General features: G+C 65.8%; 9 protein-coding genes. 4 read left to right on the top strand and 5 right to left on the bottom strand.

The window, feature by feature from the left end:
- Positions 1-4: 4 nt before the first annotated feature.
- Positions 5-2,137 carry an exonuclease domain-containing protein gene (locus WM2015_RS12740; RefSeq protein ID WP_049726403.1) on the bottom strand — a complete coding sequence of 711 codons (2,133 nt, stop codon included), beginning with the start codon at positions 2,135-2,137 and terminating at the stop codon, positions 5-7.
- A gap of 216 nt (positions 2,138-2,353) precedes the next feature.
- On the opposite strand from WM2015_RS12740, the gene WM2015_RS15660 reads away from it, so the two are divergent.
- Together WM2015_RS15660 and WM2015_RS12735 are read left to right on the top strand one after the other, a co-directional pair.
- Complete coding sequence (locus tag WM2015_RS15660) at positions 2,354-2,497, top strand: DUF3096 domain-containing protein (protein WP_082169726.1); 144 nt, start codon at positions 2,354-2,356, stop codon at positions 2,495-2,497.
- A 102-nt stretch (positions 2,498-2,599) separates the two neighbouring features.
- Positions 2,600-3,376: a hypothetical protein gene (locus tag WM2015_RS12735; protein ID WP_049726402.1), complete on the top strand. Its 777-nt coding sequence runs from the start codon at positions 2,600-2,602 to the stop codon at positions 3,374-3,376.
- A 77-nt stretch (positions 3,377-3,453) separates the two neighbouring features.
- On the opposite strand, the gene WM2015_RS12730 is transcribed toward WM2015_RS12735, so the two are convergent.
- From WM2015_RS12730 to WM2015_RS12720, 3 genes are all read right to left on the bottom strand, one after another.
- The gene (locus WM2015_RS12730; protein WP_049726401.1) at positions 3,454-3,993 is read right to left on the bottom strand and encodes a hypothetical protein; all 540 of its coding nucleotides are present in this window, start codon (positions 3,991-3,993) and stop codon (positions 3,454-3,456) included.
- Positions 3,994-4,129: 136 nt separating this feature from the next.
- The gene (locus WM2015_RS12725; RefSeq protein WP_049726400.1) at positions 4,130-5,902 is read right to left on the bottom strand and encodes a sodium:solute symporter family protein; all 1,773 of its coding nucleotides are present in this window, start codon (positions 5,900-5,902) and stop codon (positions 4,130-4,132) included.
- A gap of 12 nt (positions 5,903-5,914) precedes the next feature.
- Positions 5,915-6,181 carry a DUF4212 domain-containing protein gene (locus WM2015_RS12720; protein WP_049726399.1) on the bottom strand — a complete coding sequence of 89 codons (267 nt, stop codon included), beginning with the start codon at positions 6,179-6,181 and terminating at the stop codon, positions 5,915-5,917.
- A 136-nt stretch (positions 6,182-6,317) separates the two neighbouring features.
- Here WM2015_RS12720 and WM2015_RS12715 point away from each other — a divergent pair, with 136 nt between their 5' ends.
- Both WM2015_RS12715 and WM2015_RS12710 read left to right on the top strand, forming a co-directional pair.
- A complete protein-coding gene (locus WM2015_RS12715; protein ID WP_049726398.1) occupies positions 6,318-9,917 on the top strand; it encodes a PAS domain-containing hybrid sensor histidine kinase/response regulator in 3,600 nt (1,199 codons plus the stop codon).
- 169 nt (positions 9,918-10,086) lie between these two features.
- The gene (locus WM2015_RS12710) at positions 10,087-10,602 is read left to right on the top strand and encodes a LysM and BON domain-containing protein (RefSeq protein WP_049726397.1); all 516 of its coding nucleotides are present in this window, start codon (positions 10,087-10,089) and stop codon (positions 10,600-10,602) included.
- Between the two features lie 222 nt (positions 10,603-10,824).
- On the opposite strand, the gene WM2015_RS12705 is transcribed toward WM2015_RS12710, so the two are convergent.
- A complete protein-coding gene (locus WM2015_RS12705) occupies positions 10,825-13,515 on the bottom strand; it encodes a M14 family metallopeptidase (RefSeq protein ID WP_049726396.1) in 2,691 nt (896 codons plus the stop codon).
- Between the last annotated feature and the right edge of the window lie 89 nt (positions 13,516-13,604).

Raw genomic sequence — 13,604 nt, 5'->3', positions numbered from 1 at the left:
TTCCTCAGTACTGGATACGGGCGAACTGGCTGCGGGCAGAGGCCGCCTGGGCCTGGCCCAGGGTGACGATGCCCTGTTCGGCCAGCAGCGGGATCAATCGAACCAGAAGTTCAGCCGTCGCCCGGGCGTCGCCGAGCCCGCTGTGCCGGTCCTCGATGTGCAGTCCGAAGCGCTCGGCCAGTGCATCCAGGCTGTGCGAGGCCTGATTGGGCTGAGCCAGTGAGGCCAGCAGCAGGGTGTCCAGGACGGGCTGATCGAAGCTCAGGCCCAGGGCTGACTCCTTCAGGCGGATGCAGCGCATGTCGAAGGCCGCATTGTGGGCGACCAGGACGCTGTCCTGGCAGTAGCGATGGAAGGCCGGCAGCACTTCATCGATGCGCGGCTGACCCCGGACCTGATCCGGCGTGATGCCATGGATCTGGATGCTCAGGGCCGGGATGTCGCGACCCGGATCGATGAGCTGGTCGAAGCACTCCTGGGCCAGGACACGGCCATTGACCACCCGGATCGCGCCGATCTGGATGATCTCGTCCCCGGCGGCTGGATTGAGTCCGGTGGTTTCCAGGTCGAAGACCGTGAAGTCGAGTTGATCCAGCGCTCGGTCGAGCAGGTCGGTGTTCGCTTCGCGTCGTCTGAACAACTCGAAATCGAAGAATTCCGGCCGCTCGCCCTGGGCCGCGGCGGGGAGCTCGTCCTGCCCCTGGACGATGGGCAGCAGCAGGCGCACGGCGATCCGTTCGGCGGCGGTCCGGTCCAGCCAGCACTCGGCCGTGTGACGGTGCAGCAGTTGCCGGATGGTTCCCAGCTGAGTCGGATCGGCCTGCCCCGGGCCCTGGTCCAGCCAGTCGCCGAGCTCGGGCAGTGGGCGATCGGCCGGCCAGTCCAGGGACAGGTCCAGCAGGGCCTGACCATTGTGGGGCTTCAGCTGGATCTCGAGTGTCGTCAGTGGCGCATGTTCGGCCAGGTGCTGAACCAGGCCCGACAGGGCTTCGGTCATGGCATAGCTGTCCATGTGCAGCCAGATCGACTGCTCGGGCAGCTTCAGGTGCAGAGGGCCGGCCACCGCTTCGCCCAGGCGGTCCCGGGCGGCAGCGAGCCAGTCTTCGGCCCGGATGTCCTCCAGGGGCCAGCTCGATGCGGTGCTCTGTTGCTGAAGCAAGGTGGCCTGTTGGTCCAGCGCCTCGATTCTCTCCAGTAGCTGCTTTGCAGGCTTGCCATTGCGGGCTTCGGCGTTCCCGGGCGCCGTTGCTTCGCTCAGCAGCCGCTGGGCCTTGTGCAGACTGTCGCGCGTTTGGGCCAGGAACTTCTCCAGCGCCTGCTGGCGGGCATGCTGCGCTTCGACCTGGGCGCTGATGTTCTCGAGCTGCAGCACGAACCCACTCAGCCTGGAGGGATCCCGCTTGCCCTGCTCATCGAGGTCGCAGACCGGAGAGACCAGGCCCCGGTACAGCCGGCCCTTGGCCAGGGCGGTGACGAACTGGCTCGAAGGATGGTTGGCGCCGCGTGCGAGGCGACGCTTGAGCTTGTCGAGCGCGTGCTCGATCAGGGGCCGTTCGATCAGTCCGTGGATCGAGCGCCCGAGGCCGATCAGCTCGGCGCCCCCGGCCACTCCGGGTGCGGTGGACAGGCGTCGGAACTGGAGCCGGGCGCGCGGGTTGTAGAGCAGGATCCGGCCGTCCAGATTGCAGACCACGACGCTGCGGTCGAGGTCGGCCATCAGGGCGATCAGCCGGGCCTTCTCGCGCTCGCTGCGCTGGCTCAGGGTGGTGACGCGCTCATTGAGATCGCGCTCGCTGGCATCCCGTTGCTCGAGCAGTCGATTGAACAGCCTGGCCAGCGCGCGCTGGGTCGAGCCGCTCCACTGTGCTTCGTCGATCGGGTGACCGCTGCTCGCCAGCGCCCGGGCCTGTTCGAGCAGGCGCTCCGTGTCCGTGAGGTGCCGGTCCAGCCAGGCCTTGAGCCCCAGGCTCAGGGGCAGCAGGGTCATCAGCCACAACAGCACGAGCAGGCCGGCGCGCCCGTCCAGGGCCTCGCACAGCGCCTGCCAGTTCTCCGCCGGGAGCACCGCATGCAGCAGCAGGCCAGCGAGGAACAGCCAGGCCAGTCCGCCCAGACCGATCATGACGACGGCAAGCATCAGCCGCCGATCCCGCGGCCCTTGGCTCTGTCTGGCGCCTGAAGTCATGGTCCTGTCACCCGCGGTCGAGCTCATCGAGCGTCGATTCCAAGCTACCATCAATCGGCCGGCAGGGCTCTTGGACCATGGTGGAAGCCGTGGCGCTCACGCCGTCCTCATGGACTCAGGCTCGCCCGGCCCGTCTTCAGCCACTACCGAATCGAAAGGAGTTTCAAGATGACACTGCACATCACCCTGGCCCCGCTGCTCGCCCTGATCGCCGGAATCCTGATCCTGGTCGTGCCCAAGCTGCTGCGCTACATCGTGGCCATCTATCTGATCGTGGTCGGTGTCGCTGGCCTGCTGAACCTGAATCTCTGATCGTGCGGGGGTCGTGTTCCTGCGTTGATCGGCTACACTAGGGGCCTGGCCAGTCGACCGATCGCCGGTTCGAGGCCGCTCGCAGTCCAAAGGGAGGACTCCATGATTGCTTCTTCATCCACGCCGTTCCGCGTTCTGGTGGGCCTGTGGCTGGTCGTTTCGATGGCCGGAACCGCGCTGGCCCAGACCTATACGATCAGCCAGGGGACATCCAGCCTGTCGACCCTGACCGCGCCCAACGTGGTCGCGCCGGCCGACGATCAGACGATCGGGCCGTTCAACATCGGCTTCGATTTCAATTTCTTCGGAGTCGACTACGGGCAGTTCTACATTTCCAGCAATGGCTTCATTGCCTTCGAGAACACCAGCAACGGCTGCTGCTCCGGTCAGTTCCTGCCCAATACGGGTCAGCCGAACAACATGATCGCCGCCTACTACGAGGATTTCGATCCGCCCGAAGGGGGCCAGATCAGCTACTCCCTCGAGGGTGGTGTGGTCGGTGCCCGGACCCTGGTGGTCGAATTCAACGGTATCTACCCCTGGAACGGTCCGCCCAAGACGCCGAGCACCTGGCAGATCAAGCTGCGTGAATGCACCAACGTGATCGAAGTGCATTGCGAGTCCTGCGTGGACGATGGCGGGGCATTCACCCAGGGCATCGAGAACGCCGCCGGCGATGAAGCCTATTTCGTTGCCGGACGCAACTCGCAGACCTTCAGCCTGGCCAATGACCTGGTCGTCTTCGATCCGGGTCTGGTGACCTGCGCGCCTGCCTTCCGGCCCGAGGCCGTGCCCAGCATGAATGCCTTCGGCGTGATGCTGATGATGCTGAGCCTGATGATGATCGGCGGCTTCGCGATTCGTCGGTCGAGCCTCTGATCCGCGGGCGCCGCTGGGGCGGCGCCTGAATGAATGGACCCCGGTCTGCCGCTGGCGGGCCGGGGCTTTTTTTTCTTTCAGGACAGCGGGTCGGTGGTTACCCGCGCGCAGGCGATGCGCAGGGCTGGGTGATCGCTCGGAAGCGGTCTCCACTCGGCTCCGATCAGTTCGCCCGAGTCGCCGAAGCTCACGCCCTCATGAAGGTCGGCGCGACGATTGCCTTCGCAGTCGAAGACCACCGGGATCTCGCGGACCGGCATCCAGCGCCCGAGCAGCAGGACGCTGGTCATCACCCAGTCCGGTCGTGATTCGTGGCGCCGGCTGCGACGCGTGTCCAGGGCCACCATGCGCAGGCTCAGGGGCCTGGCGTAGGTCCAGGGTCGATACCACATCCGCTCTTCGCTCCGGCTGACCAGGGCCACGCCTTCGGGCAGGCGTTCCAGGGTACGGTCGGCCCAGCTGTATTCCATGTAGACCATGAATCCGATCATGGCCAGGCCGGCGGCGGCCGGCATCAGCCAGCCGGGAAGGCGCTTGCCGCTGAGGACGTTCAGGGTCAGGATCAGCCCGGCAGTGCCGAGGCCGACCGCGATGGCGGCAATGAATTCGAGCAGCATCTGTCAGCTTCCGGGAAGGTCGATCGATGAGGGTCGATCGATTGTGACAAAAAAACAGGGGCCTGTCCGAGGGAGTCGAAACAGGCCCCTGTGCAGGGTGCCGGGCAGCATCGAGGCTGCCCGACGTTCGGGGAACTCAGTGATCGATGGCCCCCTCGGCACCGCGCGGAACGCGGATGCTCTCGACCAGATCCTGAATATGCGCCGGCGGCTCGTCGGTCAGCTTCATCGTCACGTAGGCGGCGAGGAAGTTGAGCACGGCCCCGATGGCACCGAAGCTGAGCGGTGAGATGCCGAACAGCCAGTTGTCCGGCGTGTTGGCCAGCATGTTGGTGTCCGGGATGAAGAACCAGCCCAGGTAGGTGAAGATGTAGAGCAGGGTCGCGCCCAGACCGACCAGCATGCCGACGATGGCGCCCTGACGGTTCATCTTGCGCGAGAAAATGCCCATCATCAGCGCCGGGAACAACGTGGCGGCGGCCAGTCCGAAGGCCAGGGCGACCACCTGCGCGGCGAAGCCGGGTGGATTCATCCCCAGTACAGTCGCCACGGCGATCGCGAAGGCCATCGAGATGCGCGCCGCCATGAGTTCCTGCTTGTCGGTGATCTTCGGCATGAAGACCGATTTGAGCAGGTCATGGCTGATCGCCGAGGAGATGGCGAGCAGCAGGCCGGCGGCCGTGGACAGGGCTGCAGCGAGGCCCCCGGCGGCGATCAGCGCGATGACCCAGCCGGGCAACTGTGCGATCTCGGGGTTGGCCAGCACCAGGATGTCCCGGTTGAAGGTGACCATCTCGTTGCCTTCCCAGCCACGCTCGGCGGCGGTGGCAGCGAACTCGTCCGAGGCATCGTTGTAGTACTGGATGCGCCCATCCCCGTTCTTGTCCTCGAAGGCCAGCAGGCCCGTGGCCGCCCAGGTTTCCATCCAGTCCGGCTGCTGCGAGTACTCGATCGGTTGTTCGGCCGTGCCGTCGGGGAAGATGGTGGTAATGATGTTCAGCCGCGCCATTGCACCGACGGCCGGGGCCGTCAGGTAGAGCAGGGCGATGAAGATCAGGGCCCAGCCGGCGGACTTGCGAGCATCGGCGACGCGCGGCACGGTGAAGAAGCGGATGATCACGTGCGGCAGGCCGGCGGTGCCGATCATCAGGGACATGGTGAACAGGAACATGTTGAACATCGAGCTGTGCAGGCCCGTGTAGTCGTGGAAGCCCAGTTCCGTGAGCACCTGGTCGAGTTTGGTCAGGAGCGGCAGACCGGATTCGGCGTGGGTCGAGAACAGACCCAGGGGCGGCAAGGGGTTGCCGGTCAGCTGGATCGAAATGAACACGGCCGGAATCGTGTAGGCCGTGATCAGCACGCAGTACTGGGCCAGCTGGGTGTAGGTGATGCCCTTCATGCCACCGAGGACGGCGTACATGAAAACCACGCCCGAGGCGATCAGCAGTCCGGTGGAGTTCTGTACTTCCAGGAAGCGCGAGAAGGCCACGCCGGCGCCGGCCATCTGGCCGATCACGTAGGTGATGGAGATCACCAGCAGGCAGACCACCGCCACGATGCGGGCGGACTGGCTGTAGAAGCGGTCGCCGATGAACTCGGGCACCGTGAAGCGGCCGAACTTGCGCAGGTACGGCGCCAGCAGCAGGGCGAGCAGCACGTAGCCCCCGGTCCAGCCCATCAGGAAGGACGAGTTGCCGTAGCCGACGAAGGCGATCAGGCCCGCCATCGAGATGAAGGAGGCGGCGGACATCCAGTCCGCGGCCGTGGCGGCGCCGTTGACGATCGGGTTGACGCCGCGGCTGGCGGTGTAGAAATCCGAAGTCGAGCCGGCTCGGCTCCAGATGGCGATGCCGATGTACAGCGCGAAGGTCGCGCCGACGATCAGCAGATTGAGTGTGAACTGATCCATGGGTGGTCTCCCTTATTTCTCGTCGACGTCGAATTCGCGGTCCAGACGGTTCATGTACCAGGTGTAATAGAAGATCAGCCCGATGAACACGAGGATGGAGCCCTGTTGCGCGAACCAGAATCCGAGGTCGACGCCGCCGATGGTGAACGGCAGGGCGGCCAGGGCAGGGCGCAGCAGGATGGCGAAGCCGAACGATGAAATCGCCCAGATCACCAGACAGATGAGAATGATGCGTATGTTGGCCTTCCAGTAGGCCGCGGCAGTGCGATCGAGTGTCATGTGGGTACCCTCTTCGGTGACGATCGTGTCGCGAGAAATCTAGCAAGGGCGGGTCCGGAATTCGCTGCTACTTTGGTCGCTTCGACTTTGGTCGAATGCCTCGAGAGGCTCCGATGGCCTGGGCTATGATGCGAAGATGTTCTCCCCGCTGCTGATCATCGCCATTGCCCTGGGCTACGTGGCCGTGCTGTTCTTTCTGGCCTGGTGGGGGGATCGTCGGGCGCGGCGTCAGGGCAGCTGGGTCAGCCATCCGGTGATCTATTCCCTGTCCCTGGCGGTCTACTGCACCTCCTGGACCTTCTACGGGGCCGTCGGTCAGGCGGCGCGGACCGGCTGGGATTTTCTTCCCGTCTACCTGGGGCCGCTGCTGACCTTCGCCGTCTTCGGCGGCCTGATCGTGCGGATCGTCCGGGTCAGCAAGGAACAGAACGTCACCTCGATCTCCGATTTCCTCGCCTCTCGCTTCGGCAAGACCCAACGCCTGGCCGTGCTGGTCACCCTGGTGGCGGTACTGGGAGTCGTGCCCTACATCGCGCTGCAGCTCAAGGGCATCGCGATGGGCTTCGACCTGTTGACCCAGCCTGCGGGCAGCGGCATGGGTCTCGATGCCCCGCTGCCGATCTGGCAGGACACGGCCCTGATGGTGGCGCTGCTGCTGGCCCTGTTCACGATCCTGTTCGGGACCCGCCAGCTCGATGCAACGGAACACCATCCAGGGCTGATGCTGGCCGTGGCCTTCGAGTCGATCGTCAAGCTGGTGGCCTTCCTGCTGGTCGGGGTCTTCGTGACCTGGTTCATGTTCGACGGCCTGGCCTCGGTCGATCCTTTCCGGGTCGACTCGGCTCAGGTCGAGGCGATGTTCGCGCCGGACAATCTCCGCCTGAGTTTTCTGACCATCCTCGTGCTTTCGACCCTGGCGGCCTTCTGCCTGCCTCGGCAATTCCACGTGGCCGTGGTCGAGAGCACCAGCGAGAAGGACGTCCGCCTGGCGCGCTGGCTGTTTCCGGCCTACCTCGTTGCGATCGCCATCTTCATCGTGCCCGTGGCCGTCGCGGGCTTGCTGACCTTCGGCGATTCGGTCGAGGCGGACACCTTCATGCTCAGCCTGCCGATGCATGCCGATCAGGAGTGGCTGACCCTGCTGGCCATGCTGGGCGGCTTTTCGGCGGCGACGGGCATGGTCATCGTGGCCGCCGTGGCCCTGTCGATCATGGTGTCCAACGACATCGTGATGCCGGCCCTGCTGCGCGGACCGTTGACGGGCCGGGCGCCGGACGCCGATCTCGGCCGCCTGCTGCTGATCATCCGACGGGTGGTCATCGTCTGCATCCTGCTGCTGGCCTGGGTCTACTACCGCCTGTTCGGCTTCGCCGAAAGCCTGGCCGGCATCGGCCTGCTGAGCTTCGCGGCCGTGGCCCAGTTCGGCCCCTTGATGATCGCGGCGGTGTTCTGGCGGGGCGCGAACCGGCGTGGGGCATTGACCGGCCTGGGCATCGGTTTCGGGCTCTGGTTCTACACCCTGCTGCTGCCGGTGATCCTGCAGACCACCGAATCCGGCCTCGGCCTGCTCGTCGACGGGCCCTTCGGCATGCAATGGTTGCGCCCGGAAGCGATGTTCGGTCTGGGCATCGAGGACAGCCTGACCCATGGCGTGTTCGTTTCCCTGCTCGGCAATCTGCTCGGCCTCTGGCTCGGCTCCCTGAGCGGCGGCGAGCGTTCCATCGACCGGATCCAGGCCAATGCTTTCCTGGGTGCGGCCAGCGCACCGGGTTCGGACTCCCTGCCGCGCACCGGCATTGCCACGGTCGGCGATTTCATCAATCTGACGCGGCGCTTCCTCGGTGAGCGTCGCACCCGTCAGACCTTCGATGACTACGCGCAGCGAAACGGGCAGCGACTGGCCGAGAGCGAACCGGCCGACGCCGAGCTGGTCCGGCATACGGAAAGGGTGCTGTCCGGCGTCATCGGCGCCAGTTCGGCGCGACTGGTTCTGTCGTCGGCCCTGGCCGGCAGCGGCATGCGTTTCGATGAAGTGGTCAGCCTGCTCGACCAGACCTCGCAGAAGCTCAAGTTCCGCCAGGAGCTGCTGCAGTCGGCCATGGAAAACCTGTCCGAGGGGATCAGCGTGGTCGATGGCGAACTGCGTCTGGTGGCCTGGAACCGCAGCTATCTGGACATGTTCGACTACCCCGACGGTCTGATCCACATCGGCCGCCCGATTCGCGAGGTGCTGGAATTCAATGCTCGCCGGGGACGCATGGGCGAGGGCGAGGTCGATGAGCTCGTTGAACGTCGCATGGAGTGGCTGCGTCAGCGCTCGCCGCATTTCTTCGAGCGCGTGGGCACCGATGGTCGGGTGATCGAGATCCGCGGCAATCCGATGCCCGGCGGTGGCTTCGTGACCAGTTTTACCGACGTGACCGAGCGCAAGCGCACCGAGCAGGCTCTGCGCGAGTCCGAGCGCCGTCTGACCGAAGCCAAGGCCGATCTGGAAGCCCGCGTCATCGAGCGCACGCGAGCCCTGACCGAGCTGAACGAGGAGCTCAAGCGCGAGGTCGAAGTGCGGGCCCGCATGGAAGAAGCCCTGCGCCTGGCCAAGCGCGAGGCCGATGAGGCCAACCAGTCGAAGACGCGCTTCCTGGCCGCCGCCAGCCATGACCTGCTGCAGCCGCTCAATGCAGCTCGCCTGTTTTCCTCGGCGCTGGAACAGCAGCCGGCGCTGGACGAAGCCTCGGCGCATCTGATGGAGCGTCTCAGTGGCTCCCTGACCAGCGCCGAGGAGCTGCTGTCGGCCCTGCTCGATATTTCGCGTCTCGATGCCGGGGCCATGCCGACCAATGTGCGTGAGTTCGCGCTGCGCGAGGTGCTCGAGCCGTTGCACGCGGAGTTTTCGGCCATCGCCCGGGAACGCGGCCTCCGTTTCGACTGCGTCGGTTGTAGCGCCCGCGTCGTGTCCGACCCGAAGCTGCTGCGACGTGTGCTGCAGAATTTCCTGTCCAATGCGCTCCGCTACACCGACGAGGGTCGCGTGTTGCTGGGCTGTCGCCGCCAGGACGGCCTGCTCGTGATCCAGGTCTGGGACACGGGGCCGGGGATCCCCGAGGATCAGCGCGACGTCGTCTTCCGCGAGTTCCATCGGCTCCAGGAAGGTCGGCGCCAGGGCGAGCGTGGTCTCGGTCTGGGGCTGGCGATCGTCGAGCGTATCGCCCGCATGCTGGACCATCCCATCACCCTGCGCTCCAGCGAAGGGCGCGGCACGATGTTCGCCATCAGCGTGCCCCTGGGCGAGGGCGATTCGACGAGCGAGCCGCGGCGTCTGCCCCCGCGCAGTGGCCGTCGCGATCTGAGTGGTCTGCGCCTGCTCTGCATCGATAATGAACCGGACATCCTGGCGGGCATGAGTTCGCTGCTTGAACCCTGGGGCTGCCAGGTGGCCGTCGCTCGCAACGAGGACGAGGTGCTGGCCGTGATCCGGGGCCTCGAGGCACCGCCACAGGTCATGCTGGCCGACTACCATCTCGACGACGAGAAGAACGGCATCGATCTGATGAACCGTCTGCGGGCGCACTACGACGAGGCGCTACCGGGCATCCTGATCACCGCTGATCAGACCGAGACCGTGCGATTGGAAGCGCGTGCGCAGGGCTACCGCGTGCTGAACAAGCCCCTGCGCCCGGCCGCCCTGCGCGCCCTGCTGACCCGCTTGTCCAATCGGCCCGTGCGGCGAGCGCCCTGATCGGACCGCTTCCGTTCGGGTGCGCCGACCGCCGGAAGACTCGAGACGCTTTCCCGCGTCCCGAGCCTCGAGGCTCTGCTAACATCCAGACGGTCGGGTCGGCCTGAAGCCTGACCCGCGAGAGTTCCCGGCATCGCCGGTCTTCAGTCGATTAGGAGGACGCAAGCACATGGGATTTTTTGATTTCGTCGGCAATGCCGGCAGCAAGCTGTTCGGCGGTGGCCGGATCGATGAAAACGCGGTGCGCGAGCATCTGCTCGGGCTGGGGCTGAAGGTCCGGGCGCTGTCGGTGATCGCGCACCAGGACCAGAAGATGGTCTCCCTTGTGGGCCAGGTCGACACCCTCGAGGACAAGGAAAAGCTGATCGTCGCGGCGGGCAATGTCAATGGCGTCGAGCGGGTCGATGACCGCCTGCGCCTGGCGCAGCCCGATCCCGGTGCCACCATTCCGGCCGAGGCGCCGGCGGCGGCCAGCGGTGACGAGCAGGAGGAGCCGCCGGCCGAAGAGCAGCCGGAGTCGCAGTTCTACACGGTGAAGTCGGGCGACACCCTCGGCGGCATCGCCAAGCAGTTCTACGGCAATGCCGGCAAGTACCCGCTGATCTTCGAAGCCAACCGCCCGATGCTCAGCGACCCGAACAAGATCTACCCGGGTCAGGTATTGCGCATTCCGCAGGAAGACTAGTTCCACCCCAAAATCTTTCTATCGCAAAGCAGCGAAGAGAAAGACAAAAGGAAAGGCAAGACCTTTTTCTCGCAAAGGCGCAAAGGCGCCAAGAAAGCAAAGGAAAAAACAAGTTTCGATTGTTTTCTTCCTGGCGTTCTTGGCGCCTTTGCGTGCCAAAGGTTTTATTCCATTCTTCGCTGCTTCGCTGCTTTGCGACCTGAAGATTCTGACTTTCAACACTCACCGAAGTTTGCGGCTGTAGGCTGGGGCGACGAGCACGGCGTTGATCAGCAGGCTGTTCTGGCCGTCGAGGTAGGCGCGGACGGCCGGGTCTTCGGCAAAGCCGATCACGCGCCCCCGTCCGATAGTCTGCGTCATCAGGTAGGGCTTGAAAGCGAGCTGGCGCCGATTCTCTTCCCAGACGTATCCGCTGGCCAGCACCTCCTCGGGCCCCGCGTAGCGCACCACGTTTTCGCCCTGGTCCAGGCGCAGCGGAGTGAAGATGCGGTTGCCTCGGACGAGCACCGGAATCTGCGTCGCCGCGCCGGCACCGAGCCAGTGCTCACCGTCGACAACGGTGGCCGCCAGGATGCCCGACACGCTGTCCGGACTGCGCTCGCCTGCCTTCAGGGCCTGTTCGAGATCGGCGATGTCGCTGAACTCGCGGCCAGGTACGCGGGCCTCGTCATTTCGAGCGATCTTCAACTCCTCTTCCTCGACGCTGAGTTCGAGTCGGGCGCTGAGCAGATCGACGTCCGGATGCGCCGCCCACTCGGTACCGCCGGCCATCGTCACCAGGGTGCCGCCGTCGTTGATCCAATCACGGAGATTGCGCGCGCCGCCGGCACCGAGAATCCCGGCGTAGCTGCCGCGCCAGCGGGAGGCGTCGGGCAGGATCACGACGTCGTAGCGATTGAGATCCGCGCTCGCCAGCGTGGCCACGCGAATGGGCGTGACCGGGTAGCCGAATTGCCGTTCCAGAATGAAGCGCACGGCGCCGGGCGAGTAGACGTCGGTGGGGGCGTCCCAGGCCAGCGCGACGCGAGGAGCCATCAGGCGTCGGACGCGGTTGCTGCCGAAGCTGGGGCCGTCGGTGATCCAGCTGGTGTCGGTGCCGACCGGCATGGCGCCCGTGTCTGCCGCCAGACGCTGCAGGGTCTCGACCAGGTGGTCGGGGTTGTCGGCGCGCTGGAAGATCAGGCTGCCGGCCGGGTAGCGCGTCTCACCCAGGCTGAAGGCCTGCTCGCTGCGATCGATGGTCAGGCCGGCCCGCAGGGCCGCGGCCATCAGTCGCAGGGTGGCGGTGGACTCGCCACCGGCCACGAAGGCCACTCGAGCGTCCGGATTCTCCAACCGTCCGGCGGGCCGCTCACTGGGCTGGATCCGGTCCAGGTTCTCAAGGGTCGGCGCACGTCGACACGTCTGCACGTCGACGTTGAACATCAGCGGCAGGGACCAGGCGGTGACGTCGTAGATCTGGTCCGCCAGGCCGCGCGCGCGACGCCGCTCCTGCTCGGCCAGAAAGTCCTCGTCCATGTCGATCTGCTCGTCGAGCAGCACGCGCAGCTTGCGGTAGGCGGGTTGGGCTGCCGGGATGAGGTAGCTGCCGGCGCCCAGGGTCTGGCCGCAGGCGTCCAGCGCGTCGGCGCTCCGGTAGACCTCGGCGCCGTGCCGGGCCAGCAGTTCACCGAGGCGGTCGGCCGCGCCCTGATCGCGCTGGGCGGGAATGGCCCAGGCGGCGGGGCCCTGGCGCCGGCCGGCTTCGATCCCTTCCCGACGGTAGGCCGCGAAGTCGGCCCATAGACGATCGCGTTGCACGGCCACCGTTTCCAGCGTGGCCAGGGAAGCGGCGACGTATTCTCGGACCGTTTCGAGGTAGCTCATCTCCCGGCCATTGCGAAGGCGCATGACCAGGCCGCGAGCCGAGCCCTGTTCGTAGGTCATTGCGATGCCGCCATAGTAGGACGGCCAGCTGGCGCCGTAGCCGGGGTAGAAGGCATCGAAGATCTCGCGGGTGAAGTAGGCGAAACCATGGCGGTCGAACCAGCGCGCATTGTTCTCGCCGAAGCGTGTCAGGCTGGCGCGTTGCGATTCGGACAGCAGGGGATTGTATGGCACGGCTTCGGGCGCGAAGAAGAAGGTCGAATCCGGTCCCATCTCGTGCGCGTCCACGAAGGCCAGCGGGTACCAGTCGAGCAGGGCCTCGATGTGGCCGCGGGTCTCGGGCTGGGTCTGGCTGAGCCAGTCACGGTTGAGGTCGAAGAGATAGTGGTTGACCCGACCGGAGGGCCAGGGTTCATCGTGCTCGGCGGCCAGGCGGCTCGGGTCCGGCTCGAGCCCCAGGCCGGCCTCGAAATGATGGATGAAGCGGGCCCGGCCATCCGGGTTCTGCAGCGGGTTGATGAACACCAGGCTGGTCGAGAGAATCCGCTCGACGAGGGGATCGTTCTCGGCTGACAGCAGATGCCATGCGGTCACCATGGCGGCGTCGGCCGGTGAGATCTCGTTGCCGTGCACCGAGTAGGCGAGCCAGGCCGTCGCCGGCACGCGTTCCAGCGCGGCGTCGATGTCGGCTTGCTCGTTGCGGTGCGGGTGGGCAATGGTCTGGATGTCGGTCTGGATGGCGTCCAGGTCGGCCAGCCGCTCCGGGGTGCCGATGATCGCGTAGAACAGTGGGCGCCCCTGCCAGCTCTCGGCATAGTCGACCAGACGGATCCGATCCGGCATGGCTTCGGCCAGGGCCTGGAAATAGCGATGGATCTGCTCGGGGGAGCTGATGCGCTCGCCCGGGGCATGGCCGATCACGGCCTCCTGGGTCGGTACGGCGGGATCGTGGCTGCCCTGGCTGAAGCCGAAATCGCTGGCCCCTGCATGGGACGGGCAAAGGGCGAGCAGCGGGATGAGGAACAGGAGGCGTGAGGCGGACTGCATGGCGGGTCTCTCGATCGAACGTACCCGCTAGTGTGCCATGCGGACAATTCGGTAACGCTCAGTCGTGGCTCGAGCGTTACCGAATTGGC

The organism is Wenzhouxiangella marina, from assembly GCF_001187785.1.
In the GTDB taxonomy this organism is placed as follows: Bacteria; Pseudomonadota; Gammaproteobacteria; order Xanthomonadales; family Wenzhouxiangellaceae; genus Wenzhouxiangella; species Wenzhouxiangella marina.
Note: the sequence above shows the minus strand (reverse complement) of the source record. Positions and strands in the feature narration are given on the sequence as shown.